General features: G+C 36.5%; 22 protein-coding genes, 1 CRISPR repeat array and 1 riboswitch (1 of these 24 running past the window's edge). Of the genes, 14 read left to right on the plus strand and 8 right to left on the minus strand.

What is annotated here, in order from left to right:
• Positions 1-1,893: direct repeats of the CRISPR family, unit length 32 nt; unit sequence GTCGCATCCTATATGGATGCGTGGATTGAAAT; it begins 255 nt to the left of the window's first position.
• A 308-nt stretch (positions 1,894-2,201) separates the two neighbouring features.
• Entirely contained in the window at positions 2,202-3,269 is a 1,068-nt protein-coding gene (locus ACE38V_RS16115; RefSeq protein ID WP_375842759.1) for a M14 family zinc carboxypeptidase, read from the plus strand.
• A 191-nt stretch (positions 3,270-3,460) separates the two neighbouring features.
• Here ACE38V_RS16115 and ACE38V_RS16120 read toward each other — a convergent pair whose 3' ends face one another.
• Positions 3,461-4,363 carry a DUF4405 domain-containing protein gene (locus tag ACE38V_RS16120; RefSeq protein WP_375842761.1) on the minus strand — a complete coding sequence of 301 codons (903 nt, stop codon included), beginning with the start codon at positions 4,361-4,363 and terminating at the stop codon, positions 3,461-3,463.
• Between the two features lie 326 nt (positions 4,364-4,689).
• Between ACE38V_RS16120 and ACE38V_RS16125 the strand changes: the two genes are divergently transcribed.
• From ACE38V_RS16125 to ACE38V_RS16135, 3 genes are all read left to right on the plus strand, one after another.
• Positions 4,690-5,169 (plus strand): DUF6530 family protein, encoded by a 480-nt coding sequence (locus ACE38V_RS16125; RefSeq protein ID WP_375842763.1) that lies wholly within the window; start codon positions 4,690-4,692, stop codon positions 5,167-5,169.
• 107 nt (positions 5,170-5,276) lie between these two features.
• Positions 5,277-5,471 (plus strand): hypothetical protein, encoded by a 195-nt coding sequence (locus ACE38V_RS16130; protein ID WP_375842765.1) that lies wholly within the window; start codon positions 5,277-5,279, stop codon positions 5,469-5,471.
• Positions 5,472-5,776: 305 nt separating this feature from the next.
• Positions 5,777-7,309 (plus strand): DHA2 family efflux MFS transporter permease subunit, encoded by a 1,533-nt coding sequence (locus ACE38V_RS16135; RefSeq protein ID WP_375842766.1) that lies wholly within the window; start codon positions 5,777-5,779, stop codon positions 7,307-7,309.
• A 54-nt stretch (positions 7,310-7,363) separates the two neighbouring features.
• Here ACE38V_RS16135 and ACE38V_RS16140 read toward each other — a convergent pair whose 3' ends face one another.
• The 3 genes from ACE38V_RS16140 to vanR form a co-directional block, all read right to left on the minus strand.
• Positions 7,364-8,317, minus strand: a complete 954-nt coding sequence (locus ACE38V_RS16140; protein WP_375842768.1) for a D-alanyl-D-alanine carboxypeptidase family protein — start codon at positions 8,315-8,317, stop codon at positions 7,364-7,366.
• An 89-nt stretch (positions 8,318-8,406) separates the two neighbouring features.
• The gene (gene vanS / locus ACE38V_RS16145; protein WP_375842770.1) at positions 8,407-9,534 is read right to left on the minus strand and encodes a vancomycin resistance histidine kinase VanS; all 1,128 of its coding nucleotides are present in this window, start codon (positions 9,532-9,534) and stop codon (positions 8,407-8,409) included.
• Positions 9,527-10,219 carry a VanR-ABDEGLN family response regulator transcription factor gene (vanR, locus tag ACE38V_RS16150; RefSeq protein ID WP_375842772.1) on the minus strand — a complete coding sequence of 231 codons (693 nt, stop codon included), beginning with the start codon at positions 10,217-10,219 and terminating at the stop codon, positions 9,527-9,529. Before vanR ends, vanS begins: the two co-directional genes overlap by 8 nt.
• 224 nt (positions 10,220-10,443) lie before the next feature.
• On the opposite strand from vanR, the gene ftsH reads away from it, so the two are divergent.
• Both ftsH and cobT read left to right on the plus strand, forming a co-directional pair.
• A complete protein-coding gene (gene ftsH, locus ACE38V_RS16155) occupies positions 10,444-12,264 on the plus strand; it encodes an ATP-dependent zinc metalloprotease FtsH (RefSeq protein ID WP_375842774.1) in 1,821 nt (606 codons plus the stop codon).
• A gap of 390 nt (positions 12,265-12,654) precedes the next feature.
• A riboswitch (cobalamin riboswitch) is annotated at positions 12,655-12,834 on the plus strand.
• Positions 12,835-12,925: 91 nt separating this feature from the next.
• Positions 12,926-13,975, plus strand: coding sequence for a nicotinate-nucleotide--dimethylbenzimidazole phosphoribosyltransferase (gene cobT, locus ACE38V_RS16160; RefSeq protein ID WP_375842776.1), 1,050 nt, complete (start codon positions 12,926-12,928; stop codon positions 13,973-13,975).
• Positions 13,976-14,394: 419 nt separating this feature from the next.
• Here cobT and ACE38V_RS16165 read toward each other — a convergent pair whose 3' ends face one another.
• From ACE38V_RS16165 to ACE38V_RS16175, 3 genes are all read right to left on the minus strand, one after another.
• Positions 14,395-14,826: a MarR family winged helix-turn-helix transcriptional regulator gene (locus ACE38V_RS16165; protein WP_375842778.1), complete on the minus strand. Its 432-nt coding sequence runs from the start codon at positions 14,824-14,826 to the stop codon at positions 14,395-14,397.
• A gap of 42 nt (positions 14,827-14,868) precedes the next feature.
• Complete coding sequence (locus ACE38V_RS16170; protein ID WP_375842780.1) at positions 14,869-15,348, minus strand: glutathione peroxidase; 480 nt, start codon at positions 15,346-15,348, stop codon at positions 14,869-14,871.
• 111 nt (positions 15,349-15,459) lie between these two features.
• A complete protein-coding gene (locus tag ACE38V_RS16175; RefSeq protein ID WP_375842781.1) occupies positions 15,460-16,356 on the minus strand; it encodes a TetR/AcrR family transcriptional regulator in 897 nt (298 codons plus the stop codon).
• A gap of 186 nt (positions 16,357-16,542) precedes the next feature.
• On the opposite strand from ACE38V_RS16175, the gene ACE38V_RS16180 reads away from it, so the two are divergent.
• From ACE38V_RS16180 to ACE38V_RS16200, 5 genes are all read left to right on the plus strand, one after another.
• Positions 16,543-18,075, plus strand: coding sequence for a DHA2 family efflux MFS transporter permease subunit (locus ACE38V_RS16180; protein ID WP_375842783.1), 1,533 nt, complete (start codon positions 16,543-16,545; stop codon positions 18,073-18,075).
• 554 nt (positions 18,076-18,629) lie between these two features.
• Positions 18,630-19,628 (plus strand): methyl-accepting chemotaxis protein, encoded by a 999-nt coding sequence (locus ACE38V_RS16185; protein ID WP_375842785.1) that lies wholly within the window; start codon positions 18,630-18,632, stop codon positions 19,626-19,628.
• A gap of 250 nt (positions 19,629-19,878) precedes the next feature.
• Positions 19,879-20,889: a LacI family DNA-binding transcriptional regulator gene (locus ACE38V_RS16190; RefSeq protein WP_375842787.1), complete on the plus strand. Its 1,011-nt coding sequence runs from the start codon at positions 19,879-19,881 to the stop codon at positions 20,887-20,889.
• 141 nt (positions 20,890-21,030) lie between these two features.
• A complete protein-coding gene (locus ACE38V_RS16195) occupies positions 21,031-22,713 on the plus strand; it encodes a glycoside hydrolase family 13 protein (RefSeq protein WP_375842789.1) in 1,683 nt (560 codons plus the stop codon).
• Between the two features lie 65 nt (positions 22,714-22,778).
• On the plus strand, positions 22,779-22,952 hold the full coding sequence (locus ACE38V_RS16200) for a hypothetical protein (RefSeq protein ID WP_375842791.1): 174 nt from the start codon (positions 22,779-22,781) through the stop codon (positions 22,950-22,952).
• Positions 22,953-23,125: 173 nt separating this feature from the next.
• Here the strand turns inward: ACE38V_RS16200 and ACE38V_RS16205 are convergent, their stop codons facing one another.
• Entirely contained in the window at positions 23,126-23,599 is a 474-nt protein-coding gene (locus tag ACE38V_RS16205) for a CarD family transcriptional regulator (protein ID WP_375842793.1), read from the minus strand.
• A gap of 395 nt (positions 23,600-23,994) precedes the next feature.
• On the opposite strand from ACE38V_RS16205, the gene ACE38V_RS16210 reads away from it, so the two are divergent.
• The 3 genes from ACE38V_RS16210 (at position 23,995) to ACE38V_RS16220 (ending at position 26,173) form a co-directional block, all read left to right on the plus strand.
• Positions 23,995-24,627: an SAM-dependent methyltransferase gene (locus ACE38V_RS16210; RefSeq protein ID WP_375842795.1), complete on the plus strand. Its 633-nt coding sequence runs from the start codon at positions 23,995-23,997 to the stop codon at positions 24,625-24,627.
• Between the two features lie 116 nt (positions 24,628-24,743).
• On the plus strand, positions 24,744-25,118 hold the full coding sequence (locus ACE38V_RS16215) for a hypothetical protein (RefSeq protein ID WP_375842797.1): 375 nt from the start codon (positions 24,744-24,746) through the stop codon (positions 25,116-25,118).
• A 56-nt stretch (positions 25,119-25,174) separates the two neighbouring features.
• Positions 25,175-26,173: a 3-oxoacyl-[acyl-carrier-protein] synthase III C-terminal domain-containing protein gene (locus ACE38V_RS16220; RefSeq protein WP_375842799.1), complete on the plus strand. Its 999-nt coding sequence runs from the start codon at positions 25,175-25,177 to the stop codon at positions 26,171-26,173.
• Positions 26,174-26,186 lie beyond the last annotated feature (13 nt).

The following is a 26,186-nucleotide window of genomic DNA, read 5'->3' on the forward strand; positions in this document are numbered from 1 at the left end:
AAATGATGTCGCATCCTATATGGATGCGTGGATTGAAATCGATAATGATGCTGTTGTTGTGGGGGTGTATGGTCGCATCCTATATGGATGCGTGGATTGAAATATTATATCATTTTGTCATGACATGTCAATACATTTGTCGCATCCTATATGGATGCGTGGATTGAAATTCCCGTGCTTGCTCTTGGTCTTGCATAGGAGGTAGGTCGCATCCTATATGGATGCGTGGATTGAAATATTTTATTTCCCTCCTTATTTTAAATTCAGTATCGTCGCATCCTATATGGATGCGTGGATTGAAATTGTTTCCTGCCCCTCCAATATTGACGCTTTAAAGTCGCATCCTATATGGATGCGTGGATTGAAATATATTTTCAGGCACATATATTTGACACTCTATAAACCGTCGCATCCTATATGGATGCGTGGATTGAAATCCTCAAATGATCGTGTTTCAATTCGTCCGCTAACGGTCGCATCCTATATGGATGCGTGGATTGAAATGTATAATAGACTTATAGACTCATTATGTCCAATGAGTCGCATCCTATATGGATGCGTGGATTGAAATTTGATACAAAAGGGGTTAGTTGGCAAGACCAACAGTCGCATCCTATATGGATGCGTGGATTGAAATCCTTCCATCAAGATATGTTCTTGACCAAAATAATGTCGCATCCTATATGGATGCGTGGATTGAAATTGATTTGGAGGCATTTTTAAATCCGGATGAATTTGTCGCATCCTATATGGATGCGTGGATTGAAATCTGTTGGTCAGCATACAGTCCAATTAAAAGTCACGTCGCATCCTATATGGATGCGTGGATTGAAATACACAAAGAACATGAACAATTAGTTGGAAGACAGTCGCATCCTATATGGATGCGTGGATTGAAATCGGCAGCGCTTGCAGCATTTTCGACGTAATTCATAGTCGCATCCTATATGGATGCGTGGATTGAAATATGTTCGGCGACTTGTCCACCTTGTCCTTAGCTTTGTCGCATCCTATATGGATGCGTGGATTGAAATTCAAGGTCTGAAATAGCTTGTTCAGCTTCTCTTTGTCGCATCCTATATGGATGCGTGGATTGAAATAGAACGCTTTGACATATGACCATATGTGTTCAGCGTCGCATCCTATATGGATGCGTGGATTGAAATCTCGATAAATTCCTGACCCAAAAATAAAAACCACGTCGCATCCTATATGGATGCGTGGATTGAAATACCTTCACCAACCCAGTAAGCTCCTGGACCGCTTGGTCGCATCCTATATGGATGCGTGGATTGAAATAAAAAACGACTTAGACATATCGCCTAATGATTGGGTCGCATCCTATATGGATGCGTGGATTGAAATCATCGTGATACATTTATTTTCTAATGCCATTAAGTCGCATCCTATATGGATGCGTGGATTGAAATTCTCCATGATTCGTTTCTGACTCCATGTAAATTGAGTCGCATCCTATATGGATGCGTGGATTGAAATAATAGTGAAAATAGATGGAAATCCTGTTTCTAAAGTCGCATCCTATATGGATGCGTGGATTGAAATCTATTAATATAAAGAATGTTTTTGGCGAACAAACTGTCGCATCCTATATGGATGCGTGGATTGAAATTATCAAGTAGCATTTTACGATAGAACAGAAAACTGTCGCATCCTATATGGATGCGTGGATTGAAATATTGACTAAACAAGAGAAAGAAATATTATCATTGTCGCATCCTATATGGATGCGTGGATTGAAATTAATCCCCATTTAGATGAACGGCCATCGCCATCAGTCGCATCCTATATGGATGCGTGGATTGAAATTTTGTCCAGGAGGTGTTTAGTGACCTTGAACCGAGTCGCATCCTATATGGATGCGTGGATTGAAATTGCACACCATAATGTAAAAATGCCTATCTTTTTTAGTGGAATGTTAGTTTTAATAGATTTGGATTGGTAAATTTTCGCATATTAAATATAGTATTACAATTATTAGAAATTAAATTCCAATTATAACTTATAACTGAATACCCATTTGACTGCTATAAAACGAAATATATATGCCTATTTTCCTATATTTCGTTTATCGAAATATGTCTAATTAATAGTAAGAATATTCTATTAATATCATTGAAAATAAACTATATAATAATATTAGGTTATTTTTTGAAAATAAAAATAAGGTGGAGGGATATTTGATGAGTTTGAAAAAGAAAGTCTTATCCGTTTCTTTATCTGGTTTAATGGCATTAGGAACTGTTACCGCTGTTGCTCTTCCAGTAGGTGCAGTTGGAAATGGTCCAGAACCTGGTCATGGTTCCATCCAAACATCGATCCTACATACGTATGAAGGCATGGTAGACTACCTCAAAACTCAAGATGCGAAGCAAGAAGCATTGGAACTTGAAGTCATTGGACAAACTGTAAAAGGACGAGATATCTATCTAGCAAAATACATTTCTAATCCAGAAAATCCAACTATTTTATTTTTAACTCAACAGCATGGAAACGAACAGCTTACTACTGAAGGAGCTCTTGAATTTATCAAACACTTAGGTACCAACAAAACAAAAGGTGTTTTGGAAAATGTAAACGTACTTGTGATTCCAATGCTAAATGCCGACGGTGCAATGGGAGATGTAAATTTTTCACTCGATAACTACTTAGCAGATGGGGATCGCCATCTAACACGTTACAATGCAAATGAGGTTGACTTAAACCGTGAACATGATAAACCAACTGAGAAAATGGAAGTTGAAGTGAAAGCATTGCATGAAAATGTTTTTGAAAAATACGATATTGATTACATGATTGATTTACATCATCAAGGAGCAATGAGCCAGACGGAAGGTGAACTTGTTTCTGGATCCATCCTTTATCCAACAAATTCCGAAGTAAAACCTGAAGTTTTAGAAGGATCAAAAAAGCTTGGGGCCGTTGTATATGGCACACTTGAAAATACAGGTTGGGGCCATGTAGGTAAATATAATGGAGGAAATGGTGCAAATATTGGACGTAATGGTGCTGCCATTCGTTATGATATTTCAACACTTCTTTTTGAAATGCGTGGAATGTCCGATCACTATATTGAGTCATATGCCATAGGTCAAAAAAGTAATGGATATTTAATTAAGCAAACGATTACTACATTAGATGCAACAGTAAGAGCGATTTCAGATGGATCAATTGAATCAGCAGATACAAGCTTCTGGGATACTCTTCCTACGCAAACAACAAGGGCAAGTGAAGAGGATGATAATGAATAATATTTAATTATATCCCCCATAGCTTCGGTGCATTGTCATTGCCCGAAGTCTATGGATGGTGGATTGATATAACTTAAATTTCAAAATCTTTCTTAAAAAATCTTGTGATTGAATAGGGATTATAACCCCTATAAAAGAAAAAATAACTCAAAAGTACTGTCATTCAAAAGTTTTTTGAGTTATTAAAATAATTATTTTGAAATAATAATCCTTCGCTTAATTTTCCCTAAATAATAAGTAACTACAATAAACACTGACATAATCCCAAGGTTAGTTAAAAGTGCTTTCATGACACCAGCTTGTTCACCGTGCTCACCAAATCCTCCCCCGTTTAGATGGTTTGGAAAATCCCCTTTATTTTGATAATTATCACTAGGAGGAGCAGGACTTTTGCCATTTTGAAATTGGTCTTGATTAAATTTTCCCCTATTAAAGTCCTCAAGTGGCTGTTCATCTTGGTCAAATGAATGCTGCTTAAATCCTTCAGCAGATCGATCAAAAGGTTCTTGCTGATTTCCGCTTGTAAACATATTAGCCGAACGAATTAGTTTTGAACCAAAACCGGATGAGTAGATTTCGTAAACTCCGAATATTAAGATAATAATGGTCGCTATTTTCGTGATATAGCTAAACACAGGCTTTTGAGTATTTATCTTGAATAGTCTTTTGCAAACATTGATTACCCAATTCCAATGGACTCCAATATGGATAGCCAAAATAATTAGAGTGAAATAGGAGGCAATTAAGTGTAGACCCCGAAGCCAACGCTCATTACCAATATTTAGATTAGGAAATACCACTCTTGATATAAAAATTCCTGTCAGGATGATGGTTGTCATGGTGACGAGTAATAATAAGTTTAATAGAAAGCTAAATCTAGTTCTCCGTGGCAGCTCACGATTAAATAGCTTTAAGGTGACATTTTTAATCCATTTCATATTCAATAGGATATGAGTTAAAAAAGCACCAGAAATCACTAACCCTGCAATTTCATGAAAGGGAAGACCCCCTAGGACATTTTTGTTATAAAAAAGTGCGAAGGTGGTCCCCATGAGGAGGTCTAGTATGAATTTCACATACATGATTTTTTTCATATTTTGCATCCCTCCTTTGTTTTGATCAAAAAATTGTGTGGATGAATCTTTTGATATTTTCATTATATTTTAGAAATATGAAGAATCTGTTAAAAGTTTTAAAAGGAAATGGTAATTTTTTAAGAAAAATAGAAGGGAGCCTAGTTAAAGAGAGTGGTATACTTTGAATGGTAGTGTCCTCTTTTTACAACGTCCTTTCTTAAAATGAGCTTTTAAGTTAATGATTTCCTAAGGAGTTATTGCTATTCCTGAATAGAACAATTATACTGATTTCGAGTAATTAGTACATAAGTAATTCAGTAATATGCAGTAATGGAGGTTTATTGATGAAAATCCCAACCAATCTAAAACATAAACCAGTTATCGTCTCTGAAAACTACGAAAATGTCGATGGAAGAAATGCATACCATACAGATGCTAAAGGGCTTTCTTTAGGACTTGCTCAGTGGAACGATCGGGGAAAAGTTGATATTTCGGCAAAGGTTTGGAGATATACAGGCGAAAAATGGTCGAGACAGTCTGAAGAATTGCCGCTTCATCGCGTCTTAGATCTTGCCATTCTTGTTTGCCGAGCTAAGCTTCATTTTCGAGAAGCGTATCAATATGAAAAATTGTATAATCCGGAAAATCCAGTGATTGATCGAGTGGGCTTGCAAGGGGACGCAATGACAGTTGCTGTTTGTACAGATAATGAAAAAATCGATGAGGATATTCAACTGTTCAATCAAGAATTAAGTAATGACGATGAGCTACTTGGAGAACGATTACGGACATTGTCACGAATCCTGAAAGAAATGGGATATTAATCAGGCTACAAGTGCTTTCCAGCTTTCTAGTTTAGCTCAGTTTTATTTCAATAATATACTCAGCAATGGAAAGAATGTCGAAAAGTGTATAAAAGGGTAGAGAAAATATGGAGCAGACAATTAATTTTTTTCTGATTAAAGATAATGGAACGATTCCATTAAGAATAAAGGATCCCCAAAATGTCATCTTACTCCTCAGAAAAACGGGCCTTGCCGAAACTGAGACGGGTACCTATTATTATCGTGAACTTCGCATTAAAAATGAATCGATTAGTATTTTTGTTTCTTCTGAAATTAAATAACGATCAATAAAGCCAGTGCCACGTAAAAAGGTTGCATTGGCTTTTCCCTTTCTCTAAAACCTTCTCATATTACTTTATAAGTAGTCCATACTAATGAATAACTAGATCTTAAGGAAAAAGGAAGATAAAACCAAAATAGATGAAAATCAGGAAAAATAGACATATGCCTCTAGCAGAGGAAAAAAAAATAGGGCTATTCACATACTTTTTCGTTGCAATATTTAAATTAGGGGTATATGATGGTTTTTGTGCTAAAAAAAAACGATAGTATAAAATAATGAACTATACGTCTAGGAGGAACAACAATGGACCATTTAAAAACAAAGAATAATCGTCCACCATATGGTATTATTGCGGTCCTCATGATTGGGGCTTTTATTGCATTTTTAAATAATACCTTATTAAATATTGCATTGCCCTCGATTATGAGGGACTTGGATGTTAATGCATCCACTGTTCAATGGTTGTCAACTGGCTTCATGCTAGTAAATGGAATTCTAATTCCGGCAACAGCTTTCTTAATTCAAAAATACACTGTTCGCAGGCTTTTCTTAGTGGCGATGAGTTTATTCACAGTGGGTACCATCTTAGCAGGTACTGCTCACATATTTCCTATTCTATTAGCAGGACGCATGCTTCAAGCTTCCGGCTCTGCCATCTTAATGCCTCTATTAATGAACGTTATGCTTGTAAGCTTTCCTATTGAAAAACGTGGAGCTGCCATGGGAGTATTTGGATTAATTCTCATGTTTGCCCCTGCAATTGGACCAACTTTATCCGGCTGGATTATTGAACATTATGATTGGAGAATGCTATTCCATTTCATCACACCAATTGCAATGGTTGTAGTGATCATTGGCTTCTTCTTATTGAAAGATAAGAAAGAAAAAGTCATGATGCGGATGGATTTATTTTCACTTGTGTTGTCAAGCATCGGTTTTGGCGGCATCCTATATGGATTTAGCTCAGCTGGAAATAAAGGCTGGGGTAGCCCGCATGTTTACGTAACCATTATCGTTGGCGTGTTATCCTTATTCTGGTTTATTTTGCGTCAATTAAAGCAAAAGGAACCATTGCTCAATTTCAAGGTATATACGTATCCTATGTTTGCTCTTTCATCAGCCATCACGATGGTGGTGAATATGGCATTATATGCAGGGATGTTATTATTACCAATTTATGTACAAAATATCCGTGGAATCTCTCCAATGGATGCAGGATTATTGCTTTTACCGGGTGCAGTAATCATGGCCGGGATGTCACCTGTTACAGGTAAATTATTTGACCGTGTTGGCGGTCGGATATTAGCCGTTATTGGTTTAGCGATTATCACGATTACAACGTATTTATTTAGTCAATTAAAGCTTGATACAAGCTATGTGACATTAATATTAATTTATTCTATTCGTAGTTTTGGAATGTCCATGGTTATGATGCCTGTGTCAACGAATGGATTGAATCAATTGCCAAAACGTCTTTATCCACATGGTACAGCGATGAACAATACTATGAACCAAGTGGCAGGCGCCATTGGGACAGCTCTTTTGGTTACCGTTATGACCACTCGGACCGAAACTCATGCTACTGAACTGGGTAAAGAAGCGATGAAGCATTTAACTGGACAACCAACTGCTGAAACCATAGCAGCGATGAAACAACAAATTGCGATGAAAGCAATGCTTGAAGGAATCAATGATGCTTTCTTAGTTGCAACAGGGATTGCACTTGTAGCATTCATCCTTGCCTTCTTTATTAAACGTGCAAGGCAAAGTGATGAAACCACGATTGGTGAAAAAAAAATGGCGAATCAAGTTAAGCCTGAATTAGCGAAAAACTGATAGAAAGAGATTATGGAAGGAGAAATCTTTCCATAATCTCTTTCTGCTCGTTCGTTATAAGTCATTATAGACTGTGAGAGCATCTAATAGATTAAATTGTTTTGTCTTATGATCGCCTCTTGCACCTGCTGTAACAAGGATATATTCTTCACCTTCTTTTTTTGCAAGACTTGCTAAGCATAATCCAGCTTCTTCGGTATATCCCGTCTTTCCCCCAATAATTTCTCTGCTACTAAATTCATTGCTTTCAATGTTTTTAAACATGCTATTTTCAAAGGTAAATCCATTTGGGTGCTGATTAGTGGGTGAAACGGAATATCTTTCTGTGGTAAATATTTTCCGAAATACTTCATTATTAAGGGAATACTGTAAAAGCTTTGCGATATCCCTGACACTAGAATAGTGGTTTACATCATGAAGTCCTGTTGCATTGGTAAAATGGGTATGCTTCATTCCAAGCTCACGAGCTTTATCGTTCATTAATTGAACAAATTCTGTTTCTGAACTGGAGACGTAGTTGGCAAGTCCAATCGTGGCTTCTGCTCCAGAAGGGAGTAATGCTCCGTACAGCAAATCCATAACGCTGACTTTTTCATTTGGCTGAAATCCTGCCATTGAAGCATCTTCAGCATAAAGTGAATGGAACATTTCCGGTTGCAGGACAATGGTCTTTTGTAAATCTGTGATGTGTTCAATAACGACTATAGCTGACATTATTTTTGTCAGGGAGGCAGGGTAGATTTTTTCCTCACTCTTTTTTTCCATTAGGATTTTTCCGGTCGTATTATTAAGCAGAATGGCATTAGAGCTATATAAATGGTTACGAAATCGATTTATTGGACTCAGTTTATTTTTTGTTTGTTGGAAAAGCTCTGAGAGAGATGGATTGTGATCTTCATGAAATGATATGAAATTTTTATGACTTGGGATGAAAAAATAAAAAGCAAAAATGGCGATGAAAAAAGAGATAATTAAAATGCCTCTATTCTTTTTTCTTTTCTTTCTCATAATAAAAAACTCCTTTCAATATGCTTCTATTGAAACATATTGAAAGGAGTTTATTTTTAACTTTCTATTATTAAAACCTTAAGATTTTCTTAAGATTCTATTGGAAGAGTAACAGTAAAGATAGTATAGGTATCATGACTTTCAGCTGAGATCTCTCCTCCATGTGCTTTCACGATTTCTTTTGCTATTGCCAGTCCAAGACCAGCTCCACCTGTTTGACTTGAGCGGGAGACATCGAGGCGGTAGAATTTCTCAAAAATCGTATTTAATTTATGCGGCGGAATCGTGTCACCATGATTGGTGAAGGTAATAATAGTTTTTCCATCTTGTTGCTTTGCTTCAATGATGATAGAGCTTTTTTTATAACTATAGTTGATTGCATTTTTAAAGATATTATTAAAGACCCTTGCCAACTTATTCGGATCACCAAAGATTTTTAAATTTTCTCCGGCATGTACAACAGCTTGCTTTTTTTGAGGGCTTAGTAATGGATAGAATTCATCAGCCATTTGCAAAAGCATATAAGAGAGATTGATCTCTTTTTTATCAAGCATAATTGTTTGGAGGTTAAATCGTGTAATTTCAAAAAATTCATTAATCAGTTCCTCTAGGCGATATGTCTTCTCTAATGTGATTCGAACATACTTCTCCTTCTGAGGAGCAGGCATGTCAGGCGCCTCGTCAAGTAAGCTTAAGTATCCAATGACGGAGGTGAGTGGTGTTTTAATATCATGTGCTAAATAGACGACAAGATCATTTTTTCTTTGTTCTGCATCTTGTGCTTCTCTTGCACGTTTTTCTAACGTGCTTTTCACAGAATTTAGCTTTTTTTCAACAAAATCAAGCTCCTCGGGAAGAGAAATCTCTTCTTTTGATTCTTTGGCAAGCATATCAATTCCCTTGCTTATTTCATAAAAGTAACGAGTAAAGCGAGAAAGGGCGATGTAAAAAATAATGATAAGTAGAATCATAAAGCCGATTGCGAGCCACAAGCTTTTATTGTATTGAAAGAGAGTCATATAGATTAATTGTGCGTTTTGATAATCAAGTGGAATCACTTTAGTAAAGAAGCTAATAAAAAGATCAGCAAAAGGTGCTTGAAGAACACCATCGATTAAAGTGAAATTGATGATAATCCCAATGATGGCAGCGATTATTAAGATGAAAACAATCTGCCATAGAATCTTTCTTTTTAGTCTACTAAATTCCTTATTCAATGATATAACCTACTCCCCATACGGTTTTGATATATTTAGGATGCTCCGCTGATTCATGCATTTTTTCGCGCAAATGTCTAATATGGACCATAACCGTGTTATTATTGCTGAAATATTTATTCCCCCACACTTCTTGAAATAACTCCTCCGAGCTGACAACACGTCCACGATTGGAGCATAGGTACCAGAGGATGGAGAATTCGATTGGTGTTAAGGAAATCGTTTTTTCATTTAAACTAAACTTATGTGTGTTTTGATCAAGAACAAGACCAGAAAATGAAATCATTCCTTCCCGTTGCTCCAATTCAAGTTGATTATATTGCATGAATCTCCTAAGCTGAGCCTTAACGCGGGCAATCAGTTCTAATGGGCGAAAGGGTTTTGTGATATAATCATCAGCACCTAATGTTAATCCTGATATTTTATCAATTTCAGAATCCTTCGCCGTTAGCATAATAATTGGAAAGGTATGGTTTTTACGGATTTTTTGACAAAGTGTAAATCCATCGATTTCTGGCAGCATAACATCTAGGATAGCTAGGTCTAGCTTTACTGAATCAATATAATCGAGGGCTTCCTTTGATGTATAGCACTTGTAGACATGGTAATTCTCATTTCTTAAATAAACCTCAACTAAGTCAGCAATTTCATGTTCATCATCTACAAGAAGAATATTTATGCTCACGGATTTTCAGCTTCTTTCTCTATAGAACTATCTTCGCTAATAACCATAACAATTATAAGAAGGGGAATCAATTGCTTAAATTCCGCAAAAAAAATGTCGGGAAATTGTCAATATCTGTTACGAGAATAAGGATGGGGGAGTGTTATTCCTATTCATAAATGATTAAATAAAATATAATAAAACAATCAGGTCGTTAAATTTTATTGATTTTTGGAGGAACTGCTATGAAAGAGCCAGAACCAGAGAAAAAGCCGCGGATTTATTCCTATCTATTAATCGCACTGCTAGTGGTGCTATTAAATGCCTTTATTTTTCCGAGCCTGAATAGTCGATCGGAAAAAGAGGTGGACTATGGGACGTTTTTGAGTTTAGTCGACAAAGGGAAAATAGAAGAGGTTGAGATTCAAGATAATTATATTGCGTTCATTCGGAAGGATAAAAGCAAGGATACTACCTATAAAACAGGAGTGGTCGATGATCCAAAATTAGTTGATCGCTTGCATGAAGCCAATGTCAAATTTACAAAGGTGATTCCAAAGGAAAATTCGCCGATTATGAGCTTCATATTAACCTGGGTTGTTCCGATACTTCTATTTATTTGGATTGGAAGTTTTTTAACAAAGAGAATGACCAGAGGAATGGGAGGACCAGGCAACGCTCTTTCCTTTGGAAAAAGCAATGCGAAAATTTACGTTGAAGCAGTAACTGGAAAGTCATTCACTGATGTTGCCGGACAGGAGGAAGCGAAGGAGGCTTTATTAGAAATAGTCGATTACCTTCATAACTCTGATAAATATAAGGCAGTAGGCGCGAAAATTCCAAAAGGGGTTCTGCTTGTTGGACCTCCAGGAACAGGGAAGACCTTGCTAGCAAAAGCAGTAGCAGGGGAATCTAAGGTTCCATTCTTTTCAATCTCCGGTTCAGAGTTTGTTGAGATGTTTGTCGGGATGGGGGCTGCTAGAGTAAGAGATTTATTTAAGCAAGCCCAGGAAAAAGCCCCGTGTATTGTCTTTATTGATGAAATTGATGCGATTGGAAAAAGCAGAAATTCTGGCGTCATGGGTGGAAATGATGAAAGAGAGCAAACATTAAACCAGCTTCTTTCTGAAATGGATGGCTTTGATGCCGATAAAAGTGTAGTGATTCTTGCTGCAACCAATAGGCCGGAAACACTGGATAAAGCTTTGTTGAGACCAGGAAGATTTGACCGCAGAATCCCAGTGGAGCTTCCTGATTTATTAGGACGGGAGGCAATTTTAGCAGTTCATGCTAAAAATGTAAAGCTTGGCGATGATGTTAATTTACATGCGATAGCCCAGACGACTCCTGGGGCAAGTGGTGCCGATTTAGCCAATATTATCAATGAAGGGGCTCTTCGGGCAGTTAGACTTGGCCATCAACAGATTAGTCATAATGATATTGAGGAATCAGTAGAAGTGGTTATCGCAGGATATCAAAGAAAGAATGCAGTTATTCCAATGAAGGATAAGCTAAAAATTGCCTATCATGAAATTGGACATGCTTTAGTTGCGGCAAAGCAAAGTCATTCGGCTCCTGTGCATAAAATTACGATCATTCCAAGAACATCAGGATCTTTAGGATATACGATGCAGGTGGAGCAAGGCGAACAAGTACTGATGACGAAGGAGCAGGCATTAGATAAAATCACAACATTTATGGGAGGACGCGCTGCTGAGGAAATCATTTTCCAATCCGTAACCTCAGGTGCGTCCAATGATATTGAGCAAGCAACAAAGATTGCCCGAAGCATGGTGACCCGATTTGGTATGAGTCAGGAATTTGATATGATGGCACTTGAAACAGTAAATAATCCATATTTAGGGGAGGATGCATCCCTTTTAGTTTCATCAGAAACGGCTGCTAAAATTGATACAGAAATTCTAACAATTATAAAAACATGCCATCAAAAGGCGATTCAAATTTTGGGGGAAAATAAAGATAAGCTCCATGAATTAGCAAAATATTTACTTGAGAAAGAGACTATTACCGGAGAAGAGTTTATGGCGATTTTAACAAAAGAATAAATGGATAGGAAAAGGTCAGTCCCGTTTTGTGGCAGCGGGAACTGACCTTTTTTTTATGGAACTTTGTAGCCAAGGGAATCTTTAAGGCCTTATTCTTTACTGCTTGCAGCTTCTATTTCATCGAGTGGGATCTTAAGGGCCCTTTGCTACTCCTTCACCGTGAGCAGGATCTGCTTTGTAGCAATCCCTCCTCCTTAGCACTTAATTTTTGAGCTTTCGATTGACTTTCAAGATGAATTGTTTTGAAAATAGGAATTTTTTGACATTTTAATAATCCGTGTTGCAGTCTGCAGTAGATTTCCTGCAATTTAGGATATTCTTCATTTGTAAATCTATTAGAAAAACCTCATTGCCTAAAAATTGTATTTGCTGTACGATAAAACTATTAAAATGTGAATAAAAGCAGTAGGTGCCCAATTTTTTTGGGAGAATAGGGAATGAAGTGAGAGTCTTCAGCGGTCCCGCCACTGTAATGGGGAGTTTCATTATAGATGCCACTGGTGAAATCCGGGAAGGGATGATGGAACAATGAACCAGAGCCAGGAGACCTGCCTATTAGCTTTATTATTGTAGATGATGGAAAAGTCTGCGGTTTATTTCATGTGCCTGTCTGAAATAAACTGTAGGCTTTTCTTTTTGAATTTTAAAGGGAGTGGATCAAATGGAATTATTGAAGGACACGATTCGTTGTATTGAAGGGTTGAATGAGGAAATCATGACAGTGGCAAAGACGCGGGTGGATAGTCTGATTAAGCCGCCAAAAAGTTTGGGAAAATTAGAGGATATAGCCATTCAGTTAGCGGGTATTACGGGAAAACTATATCCGGTTATGGATAATAAAGTAGTGATCGTCATGGCTGGTGATCATGGTGTATATGAAGAAGGGGTGACGAGTAATCCTCAAGAGGTCACATTTGCACAGACTCTTCTTTTTGCCAAGGGCCTAACTGGTGTATGCACGATTGGTCATGCCTTTGGTGCAAAAATTGTCCCAGTAGATATTGGCATTAAGGTGGATTTACCAAGTGATGCTGGTGTTCTGATTAAAAAAGTGAAATATGGGACAGACAATATGGCAAAAGGTCCTGCAATGAGTCGGGAAGAAGCCATTAAAGCAATTGAAATTGGTATTGAATTGGCGAATAGGGAAATTAATCAGGGAGCCCATATTTTAGCAACTGGAGAAATGGGGATTGGCAATACAACACCAAGTACAGCTATTCTTTCGGTACTCGGAAATATTGATGCTTTGGAGGTAACAGGAAGGGGAGCCGGTCTTGGGACAGGTGGAAAAGAGCATAAAGCAAATGTCATTAAAAAGGCGATTAAAATAAACCAACCTAACGCAAAGGATGGAATTGATGTTTTAGCTAAAGTGGGAGGATTGGAAATTGGCGGAATGGCCGGCGTTATGCTTGGAGCTGCGGCAGCAAGAGTACCAGTCATTGTTGATGGGTATATATCAACAGTAGCGGCATTAATTGCTGTGACCATTGAGCCAAAAGTGAAACATTATCTTATTTCCTCTCATGCCTCCGCGGAGCCAGGTGGGAAAAGAGCGAGTGAATTACTGGGAATTGAACCGATGCTCTATATGAATATGTGCCTAGGGGAAGGATCAGGTGCAGCTCTAGCATTCCCAATCGTAGAGGCGGCATGCAGCATGATGAAAAACATGGCGACCTTTGCTGACGTGGGGATGGAAATTTAGCCAAGATACTGGGTAGTGATTTTTGAATGGTGTTAGTTGGTGGAGTTTTTTTTGAATAGTTTAGAAGATTTTTGGGATTTTACATAGATTTTGAGAATACATGCAAAATATATCATGATCTAATGAAAGATATTGAAATCATTAAGAGAATAGCGGTTAAATCGCATTTGTTCGCGGATAAGGATAAAATAATGCGAACAACTGGAAAGGATTATGTACATTATTAAAGAATCGCCAGTGATTATCATTTTTCACGAATAAATGGTTTTTATCCGGATATTTTTAAATAGCACGAGTGGTTTTAAGTAAGGTCTCAGGTTTTTTAAACCTAATAGATGCAAAAAGAGACAGAAAATTATTCCCTGTCTCTTTTGCTTTACTAAACCTTTTTAGGAATTTCAACATCATTTGTTTTCAATTTATCGTTTCCTCAATTTTCCCCGCAAGCTTTTCAAATTTGCCATCAGGATTTGATATTCCTCCAGTTCGATTTGGCAGGATCTTATTTTTTCGCTAACCTTTTCTACGATGGCAGCTTTTTCATTCTCCGCCTTCTCTTGAAGAAAAATATATACCTTTCTTTCATCTTCTTTTGCTCGCATCTTTTGTAGCCATCCGTTTGCTTCCATTCTTGTTATCATTGGTGTTAATGTTCCAGTTCCGAGATTGACCTTCTCACCTAATTCCTTTGAAGTGAGGCCATCCTGCTCCCAAAGAGCAAGAAGAACGAGGTATTGCGGATAGGTTAAACCGAATGGTTGAAGGACACTTGTATAAAGCTTATTGAATTCGCTTGCTGTTTCATAGACTGCAAAGCATAGTTGTTTCTCTAATTGTAATGGTTCTTTCACGACAACCTCCTGTGGAATGACATTGATAGCGTGTGGCCGTTTCTATGATAATAATTTCAAGAGATCTTCTTCTATTTTATTTGGTTCAGTGGTAGGGGCATAGCGTTCTACTACTGCTCCATTTCCGTTGATAAGAAATTTAGTGAAATTCCATTTAATATTTTTAGAAAGTATTCCTTTCTTTTGCTCCTTTAAAAAAGTAAAAAGAGGATCTGCATTTTCTCCGTTGACATCGATTTTTGCAAAAATAGGAAAGGAAACACCGTAGTTCAGCTGGCAAAATTGTGTGGTTTCTTCTATGTCTGCAAATTCCTGATTATTAAATTGGCTGCAAGGAAAACCGAGGATTTCCAATCCGCGATCCTTGTACTTATCATATAATTCCTGAAGACCTTTGAATTGAGGGGTAAGACCACATTTGCTAGCCGTATTGACAATGATGAGAGGCTTTCCTTTATATTCAGATAATGCTTTTTGCTCCCCATTTGTCATTTTTACGGTGAAATCATAAACGGTTGTCATTCCTGTTTCTCCTCCTTGGATTCTGATTTTTTCCTGTAAGTTAAAATACATAAAAATATCGTGTACGATTAAATCGTACACGATATTTTTCAAATAAGCAAATTTTAATCCCTATTCATTAATTTGCACATAATATTCAGCAATTAGCTGTTCCAGTGATTTGAGCTCTTTATTCCAGCTTGGAGAAAAGATATTTGATCTTAAAGTTTCCAATGTACTTTCAATCAAAAATCTACGGGGAATTTTTGAATTAACAAGTTCGTACTCAAGAAAATCCAACAGCTCAAAAAACTTAAATTGGTCATCCTTTTCTTTAATCGTTCTTTTAAGAATAATGACGGATTGAGAAATGCTTTCTTTAAGTGAATCTGTCTTTCTCTTACAACCTGGCAACCAATCAGCTAAAAACTCCGGTTGGATTAATTGAACTTTTTCTTCCGATACTTCCTTAACTATTTTTTTAATTCGATTTACACAATAGCGAATGACAGGTTTAATATTTGAATTTGATGGATGTGCCATTGCATAAAATTTAAGATTATGTTGGAGGGTAGCCATAAACATGATGGCCATGTCAAATAAATAAGGTTCATATTCTTCACCATAAATATCAATAAAGCGATTATAAACCCAACGTAACATTTTCAACTGTCCCTGTTTCATAAATCCCTTTAAATCCTCATCGTTTGAAACGATGAGTTCCTCAAATAGAGGAATGAGCATTTTCTTATGATTCGTTTTCATTTGAAGCTCTACTTGGTTGATAAAAATCTCTATATCTGATGGATCCTGTCCGATTAATAATTGATTTCTTTCCATTTCAAATTCTTCAAATATAGTTTTAAAAATTTCCTTCAACAATTCATTTTTTGACGGAAAGTAATTATAAAAGGTCCCTTTAGAGATTCCGCTATACTCTAAAATGTCTTGAATAGACGTGGATTGGAACCCTTTATTGATAAATAGCTGATGGGCTATATTAATGACATGCTGTTTTCTGTCGTTCATTTTATTTTCACCTTATAATTTTTATTGGACTTCCTGTCTAATATTATAGTACAAAATTTTTCTGCATTATTCAAGTTGGGTAAAATAAGGGATTTTTTATTTGCAAAATTTGAACCATTGGTATATTATACTGTCTATATGAAATAGCAGTATAAAAAAATGGACTATAATTTTAGGAGGGGTAAAATGGATAAGGCTGTGAATACAAATAAACGCCCACCGTATGGCATTATTGCTGTCTTAATGGTAGGGGCATTTATAGCAATGTTAAATAATACGTTACTTAATATTGCACTTCCGTCCATTATGAAGGATTTAGACGTTGGAGCTTCGACTGTTCAGTGGATGACCACGGGATATATGCTGGTCAATGGTATATTAGTGCCGGCTACAGCCTTTCTAATCCAAAAGTATTCTGTTCGACGCTTGTTTTTAACAGCGATGATTTTATTCACACTTGGGACTCTATTAGCAGGATTTGCTTATGTTTTCCCACTATTATTAGCAGGCAGGATGATTCAGGCTTCTGGTTCTGCAATTTTAATGCCATTATTAATGAATGTGATGCTAACTAGCTTTCCAGTTGAAAAAAGGGGAACGGCAATGGGAGTTTTTGGTCTAGTATTGATGTTCGCTCCTGCGATCGGTCCAACTCTATCCGGTTGGTTAATTCAACATTATGATTGGAGAATGCTTTTCCATTTTGTTTCACCGATTGCCATTCTTGTCGTATTAATTGGCTTCTTCCTCCTTAAAGATAAGAAGGATAAAGTAAAAATACGTCTTGACATATTATCTCTGATACTATCAAGCATTGGCTTTGGCGGAATTTTATATGGCTTTAGCTCTGCTGGTGATAAAGGATGGGATAGCCCGGAGGTATATGGGAGTTTAGCTGTTGGGGTAATCTCTCTGATTTCTTTCATTTTCCGTCAGTTAAATCAGAATTCGCCAATGCTGAATTTCAGAATCTATAAATATCCAATGTTTGCCTTATCATCTGCAATTTCAATGATTGTCACGATGGCAATGTTCTCAGGTATGATCCTTACACCAATTTACGTTCAAACGATCAGAGGAATTTCGCCTTTAGATGCCGGTTTAATGATGCTCCCTGGTGCAATTGTTATGGCAATCATGATGCCGATAACAGGAAGGCTATTTGATAAATTTGGCGGAAGGGTGCTCGCGATTATTGGATTAACGATTACAGCTGTTACGAGTTACTATTTCAGTAAATTATCACTTGATACCACCTATACTCAGTTAATTATTTTATATTCAGTACGGATGTTTGGTATGTCCATGGTTAATATGCCAATTACAACAAATGGATTAAATCAACTACCTTCAAGATTTTATCCACATGGAACAGCGATGAATAATACGATGTCTCAAGTATCTGGAGCCATCGGTACAGCTTTATTAGTGACAGTGATGACAAATCGTACGAAAACCCATGCAACAGAGCTTGCAGCGAGTGCAATGAAACATCTAACGGGTCAACCAACTGCGGCGGCATTAGCAGAAATGAAACAGCATATTGCCATGAAAGCAATGCTTGAAGGAATTAATGATGCTTTTCTTGTTACAGTAGGTATTTCCATCGTGGCTCTAGTCTTATCCTTCTTCATTAAAAGAGCAAAGCAAGCAGAGGATCCTTCAGTGGGGAGTCGTTCTGAACAACACCAAGTAGTAAATAAATTAGCGGAAAATTAATAAATCGTTCGATAAGAATAGGTATAGAATGGTTATTCATTCTATACCTATTTTTTGATATTGATTTTATGATTATAGAGGAATATCCTGCTTTTGCTTATCCCACTCTTAACGGACATTTTGACTCCCACTTCAAGATTCTGAGAATACGAAGAAGATAAGTGGGAGATCAACTGTCCGTAAAGGTCCGACGAGGGATTAAGGTCCTAGTCAGGCGAAGCCACAGGACGTGGCGTTATGAGCGTGATAAGTGAAATAAGATTTTTTCTTTGGGCTTCAGCCCTTAGAAAAATCAATCAGGCTCTGCGTGACTAACCATCAGTGGGGGATGAATGACAGACTAAAAGCTCGACGTCAATCACAACGTCTGCACTAGCACGTCCTGTGCGTCGAACCCCCCACTGATGGTTAGTTGAACTTTATATGGGTTATTTGCTGAATTTTCAAAATTTATGAAACACATATGATTTAAACCGATTTGATAATTTGATAGAATGGATCTAATAGGAAAAAAAACTTGGGGAATTCATATTACAATTGAAGGGGTAATCTCATTGAAAAATGCAATAGAAAATAATCTAAATGTCTCGCTATTAATGAATGATTTAAAGCGCGAGAATCATGAAATGCAAGGGGTCATGAAGAAAATTCGCGATATATCAATGAAATCTAATATACTGGCATTGAATTCCGGTATTGAAGCGGCCCGAGCTGGGGAGGCAGGCAGGGGCTTTTCGGTGGTTGCAACAGAAATAAAGAAATTTGCAGAGGAAAGTTTAAAAGCTAGTAAAGAAAGTGAATTGCTTATTAAAAGCATTCAAAATAAGGCAAATGAAGTAATTGCCGTTCGGACAGTTGATGTGGCTTATGATACGATTGATAAAATTGACCGGAACTTATTTGAAAGAAATTGTGATGTGCAGGCGTGGGCAACTTTTGATGCGATTAAAGAATGTTTACTGAATCCAACAGAAGAATCGAGAAAGGCTGCTCAAGAACTTCTTCAAAATATTTATCAGATTTATGAAGTGTATTTTGATTTATTTGTTGTTGATTTATCAGGAGAAATTCTTGTTGCATCACAAAATCAATATCAAGTAGGAAAGGATATGTCCGATCGAAAATGGTTCCAAGAAACCATTAGGACTAATCAAGTCTATGTGACAGATATGTATAATTCTTCTGTGGTTGGAGGATATACAATCGGTTTTTCCTGCCCTGTGCGAAATGATGCGGGTGAGATGATTGGTGTTTTCACAACGAGATTTAATTGGGAATATATCTTTGATATTATTGAAAGAGTGAAAATTGATGAAAAGAGTAAGCTTTATGTGATCAATTCAGAAGGCTATGTGATCGCTTCTAAAGATCGCTCAGAAATTCTTGATACTAAGCTTAACCATTTGCAGGCTGTAGAAAATGTCTTATCAGGAAAGGATAAGCGAGGTTATATTGTAGAAAACAATCAGATATATGCTTATTGTTTAACAGAAGGTTATAATGCCTATAAAGGAAAAGGCTGGTCTGTTATCGTAGTGGAATCGATTGGCTAGTATGTTTTAAAAAATGTTTAATTCCTTGTGTGCTAAAATAAGATTCGGCTGTTTACTAGAGTAGTAAGGTCGGATCTTTTTATATATATAATTGACAGAAGACTAAAAATAAATTATTATGAAAACGCATTCGAAACGTAAACGTTTACGTTTTGCGTAAGGTATTCTAAGTTGAAAATGAGTAGAAGCCAATGAAATGATTTTGGTCCTATTGTGTAGAAAGAGTTTTCTTGGAAAATGAGGTGATGAGATGAATCCTACAATTAAAGATGTTGCTAGACAGTCTAATGTGTCGATTGCAACCGTTTCGCGGATTTTGAATAATAAACCTGGATATTCTGAGGAAACGAAGGATCGTGTTCTAAAGGCAATCGCAGAATTAGGATACCAACCAAATGGTGTTGCAAGAGGATTAATTAACAAAAGAACCCAAACGATTGGGGTGTTGTTTCCAGAGCTTTCATCCATGGTTGCCTCAGAGGTGATAAAAGGGATAGAGGATGTATCTCATCAGCAAGGTTCTAGCGTAATTGTCTGCAATACGGACTGCAACGGAAAACGGACGATGGACTATTTAAAGCTATTATCGGAGAAGAGAGTAGACGGCATTATTTTTGCTAGTGAAGTTTTAAAAGAAGAATATTATAAAACTCTTGCTGAAATGAAGGTTCCGGTAGTTTTACTTTCTACCTTATCGACTGATTTTCAAATTCCTTATATTAAGGTGGATGATTTTCAAGCAGCCTTCAATGCAACTCAGTATTTGATTAATAATGGGCATGAGCGCATTGCAATGATTAGCGGGAATAAAGAAGATCCGATTGCAGGGATTCCCAGAATTTCAGGTTATAAAAAAGCTCTTCAAAATCATGGTATTCACTTTAAGGAAGAATGGTTTATTAGCTATCTTAATTTCGATTTTGATAGCGGTTACAAAGGCGTGTCTGAGATATTCAATAGAGCCATAGATGTGACAGCCATTTTTGCAAGTAGTGATGAATTGGCCGCTGGAGTATTATCAAGAGCTTATGAATTAGGGATTAAGGTTCCTGATCAATTATCCATAATTGGTTATGATAATACGAAGTTAGCAAAAATGATAAACCCTCCACTAACCACATTGGCACAGCCTTTATATGATATGGGGTGTGAGGGAGCTGAAATGCTGTATGAAATGCTGCAAACAGGAAAAATGGTTAGCAGTAGAATTTTGCAGCATAACATAATAGAAAGAAAAACAGTAAAAAACATAGGAAAATAATAAGTCCTTTGTTTTAAATGTTTAACTTGAAATATGGTGCTTTACTCCTTGTGAATTTTATAAAAGCCTTTAAAAATAGAAAAAAAAGTAGAATTTATTTTTTTTACAAAAAAGTAAACGTTTACTAATCGGAGGTAAAAGATGAATAATTGGTGGAAAAATAGTGTCATTTACCAGATTTATCCGCGCAGCTTTAAAGATAGTAATGGAGATGGAATTGGTGATTTAAAAGGAATTACTTCAAAGCTTGATTATTTAAAGGAGCTTGGGATTGATGTAATATGGCTATCTCCCGTCTATAAATCTCCAAATGACGATAATGGATATGATATTAGTGATTATCAAGACATTATGGATGAGTTTGGAACAATGGAAGATTTTGATGAACTCCTTGCAAAAGCACATCAAAAAGGAATCAAAATTATTATGGATTTAGTGGTTAACCATTCTTCTGATGAACATGCTTGGTTTGTTAAGTCCAAGTCCTCAAAAGATAATGATAAGCGTGATTATTATATTTGGAAACCGGGAGTAAATGGGAAAGAGCCCACTAATTGGGAATCCTTCTTCAGTGGATCGGTATGGCAATATGACGAAAATACCGGGGAATACTATTTGCATTTATTTAGCAAAAAGCAACCGGATTTGAATTGGGAAAATCCAAAACTTCGGCAAGAAGTGTATTGCATGATGAAATGGTGGCTTGATAAAGGAATAGATGGCTTCCGTATGGATGTTATTAATCTTATTTCAAAGGACCAGCGGTATTTACAGGGAGAAGTAAATCCAGGAAAGAAATATGGTGATGGGGCAAAGAACTATATGAATGGCCCAAAAGTTCATGCATTTTTACAAGAAATGAATAAGAAAGTGCTCTCACAGTATTATGATATTATGACCGTCGGGGAAACGCCTGGTGTTACTCCAGAGGAAGCAAAGCTTTATACAAGTGAGGATCGCCATGAATTGAATATGGTTTTCCAATTTGAACATATGGATGTTGGCAGCGGTCCTGAGGGGAAATGGAGTAATTTACCTTGGAAGCTAACAGAATTAAAGCAAATCATGTCAAGATGGCAGAAGGGCCTTGAATCTGAAGGCTGGAACAGTCTTTACTGGGAAAATCATGATCAGCCAAGAAGTGTTTCGCGTTTTGGAAATGATCAAGAATATCGAGAACAAAGTGCCAAAATGCTTGCCACTTGTCTTCATATGATGGAAGGGACTCCTTTTATTTATCAAGGTCAGGAAATTGGAATGACCAATGTAAAATTTGATAGCATTGCAGATTATCGTGATATTGAATCTATCAATGCATATAATGAATTCGTCTTGGAAAATGGGAAAAAGCCTGAAGAGATGATGAAGGCCCTTCATGCAAGAAGCAGGGATAATGCAAGAACCCCGATGCAATGGGACGATTCTGAACAGGCTGGGTTTTCAACGGCAGAGTCTTGGCTATCGGTGAATCCAAATTACAAAGAAGTGAATGTTAAGAATGCCCTTCAAAATCCAGATTCAATATTTCACTTTTATAAAAGGCTGATTCAATTAAGAAAAGAAAATGACATCGTTGTTCATGGTAGCTACGATCTCATATTAGATGAGCATGAAGAAATATACGCCTATATCCGAACTTTGGGGCAGGAGCAGCTCTTGGTCATCTGCAATTTTTCAGAAAATCAACCGGATTTTGTTTTACCTGAGGATATCCACTTTGCTGAGAAAAAATTATTGATTCACAATTACCCTTCAAATGAGGATGATTTGAATAAATTTTCTTTAAAGCCTTATGAAACTCGCGTTTATAAACTTACTAAATAACCATTTGTTTGGAGAAATTCATGATGAAGAATACGACAAAAAAATAGTTAGCGGAGTAAATGGCTTTGACTCTTGGTGCTTCTTTATTAGCAGGTTGTGAAAATGGTGATGATAAAAAGGCATCAGACGGAAAAACTTTTTTTGCAACATTAAGAAATAGTGCTTTTATTACGATAAGTGTGGTTATATTAACGCTATTAACGAACTCAATGGCTGCCTTTAGAGATTGCAAGGAATAATCAGTGGCGTTACAAATGGTGCGATTAAATAGAATGTCGCATAATCATTATGAAAGAATCAAAGAGGATGGCGTTTTGCTGCCCATGCAGCAGAACGCTTTCCTGCATATATGAGGGCTGATTTGTGGGAAAATGAAAAAACCACCTGATGAAAGAATGGTGGCAGATCATACTCAGCTAGTTAGTTTTAAAAGTTCAGCAGCTTGGTTCTCTGTAATATCCTTAATAAGAATCATTTCACTGATGACATTTTTTTGGGCTTGGTGCAACATTTGTTTTTCTGTTGAATTAAGTGATTTTTCCATACTGCGATATAATAAATCACGGATCACTTCCGTGGAATCATGCATGCTTCCTGTTTTTATCTTCTGCATATTTACATTATATCTTTCCTTCCAGGGAAGGAAAGCATTTGGTTTTTTATGGTGAAAATCAAATAAGATATGGTTTAATGTTTTCGGATCAACTATTGATCTAACACCTAATTGATCCATTTTTTTTAGGGGAATCATCACATCCATATTATTAATGGGGATGGTAATCACACAATATTCCTGCTTTTCTCCCAAAATTTCCTTTTGTTCGATCGCCTTAATGATACCTGCTCCATTCATTGGATAAAAAACTTTATCACCGACTTGAAACAACCCTTTCACCTCCAAAATTACTTACATATAATAGTATATCATAAGTTTGAAAAAATATTAAAAATATTTATATTATCACGAATTAAATGTTGATGTCAATAAAATTATCTCAAAAAATAAAGCGCTTTCTTCAGGCCCTGTTTATTCATTAAATGTAAGTATTTTTATGGCGATTATTCCATCACCCCAATTATTTGATTGTAGGTGGAAGATTCAGTTTTCTGAGAGTAAATCATTTCGAATGATTTACTCTTTTCTTGTTCAATGTGAAAAGATAGGATAAGTAGTAGTAGTCTTTTACGCTTTTTTATAAAAATTATTGTAGAAAAATTATGCTTACAAAATTATATGGTAATTATGCTCATGTGATTACTATTTAGAAAAGGTGAGATTTCATGAAAGAACATTATTACGACGACCTTCTAAACATTCGGACAAGAGGGGAACAGGAAGAAACTCATCATTCCTTTCACTATTATCGGTATGAGCCAACTCCATATAGTGCCTTAGAGGTATTGTTTAAACAATATGAATTAAAGAGCCATGATCATATTGTTGATTTTGGTTGTGGGAAAGGCAGATTAGTTTTTTACCTTCATTATTTATCTAACTGCTCCACTGTTGGCGTTGAAATGAGCGGAGATTTGTATCAACAAGCGCTTGAGAATCGTAAAGGGTATCTTAAGAAAATGAGAAAGGGTGGGGAAGGAATCCGATTTTTTCATGGTATTGCGGAAGAGTATCCAATCGATCCGTTAGACAATCGATTTTATTTCTTTAATCCCTTTTCTATTCAAATCTTTATGAATATTGTCAAAAATATTCTGATTTCAATGGAACAATCTGAGCGAGAGGTAGAATTGATTTTATATTATTGTTCAGATGATTATCTCTATTTTCTAGAAAATCAAACATTGTTTGAGCTGAAACAAGAAATCATTTTGCCTAGAATATACGATCATAATCCATATGAGAGATTTTTAATCTATCGCTTGGATAATCGCACATCTATTTTTGAGAAAAAATGAATCAATTGTTAAGATTTATAAAAGATTAGAAGAAATATTCCGATATAAGGTTTGTATGAAAAAATAACTAGGACCAATTATTTAAAGAAACAGTGTTAAGGAAAGGGAGGATGGAAATGTCTTCAATTACAGATTTTCAAACAGACACAAGACATAGGGCATTTATTATTACCATTAATGGTTTTGCTGGTGCAGAAAGTGCGGCAAATTTTGTGGGAAATTTAAAGAATGAAGTTTCAAAGCTAAATCCAAGTGAGTACACCTTGATTGCAGATGGGGCTCAGTTAAAAACCTTTAAACCAGAAATTTTGCCGATTCTTGAGAAAAGCTATGCCTTATATACAAGCTTAGGCTTTAAAAAAGTATTTATTGTTAATCCAGAAAGAGTGACACCTCGCCTACAATGTAAACGAATTGCTAAAAATGTTGGATTTACAGGAGAATTTATTTCTAGTTTACAAGAGGCCTTAGAGGTAGCTGCAAGTATTTAGGGATAGGAAGAAATTATGATTATAGAAAAACATAAAGATAAGGGGTTAAGTTAGTAATGTCAACAAGTATTACATTAAGAGATGTAGCTGTCTACCATCCAGAAAAAGCAGTAAATAATCGTTATTATATTGATCATTTTAGTCGTCAAGGTAAGGAAATCGATCGTTTGCTTGAAGCACTTGGGAGAGAGAATCGATTTGTAGCTGATTACCAGACTGAAACAACACTAACCATGGCGATTGAGGCCTCTAAAAACGTATTAAAGAAAACGGGATTAACAGGTGAGGATCTAGATATGATTGTTTTTGTTTCAGCCACACCTGAATATCTTGCACCTCCAAACTCCGTTGCAATTCACCATGCTTTAAATGGGAAAGAAGAGTCCATCGTGTACGATATGAATGCGGCTTGTGTTGGGATGATTGTGGCAGTGGAGCAAATTAGCCGTAATATGCTGGCTAATCCCAATATGGAACGGGCTTTAATTGTTGGATCAGAACAGTTGCATCGTTATGCAAGCAAAGAAGACGAATTAACCTATGCTAGCTTTGGTGATGGGGCATCAGCTGCCATATTAGAAAAGCAGCATAATACGGATCGAGGTTTTATTGATTCGGTCTATAAAGTAAATACAGAATCTCTTGAAAAAATAGCGTTGCCAGCATGCGGTTTATCTAAACTATATGACCATAAAACAGATCTCTATGAAAAACGTGTAAAATGGGAAAATGTAAGTAATGACAATGCTTTTAAGACTACTGTAGAGCTGATTGAAAAGTTATTGAATAGGAATCAATTAACGCCTTCAGATATTCAAGCCTTTTGCTTCTCCCAGCTCTCAAGGAAAAATATTTATAAAGTCCAGGAAGCATTTCATGAGGATGTTAAAAAGTTTCCTATTGTCGGAACGAAGTATGGTTATACAGGGGCTGCCAGTCCTTTTATGGCATTTGAACATGCCGTTAATGTTGGTCAAGTGAAAAAGGACGATTACGTTGTTTTTTGGTCTGTTGGAGCAGGTTCAACAGCCTGTGCAATGCTTTATAAATATTAGATGAGTCATAAGC

Source organism: Cytobacillus sp. Hz8 (genome assembly GCF_042263505.1).
Lineage (GTDB): Bacteria > Bacillota > Bacilli > Bacillales > Cytobacillaceae > Bacillus_BE.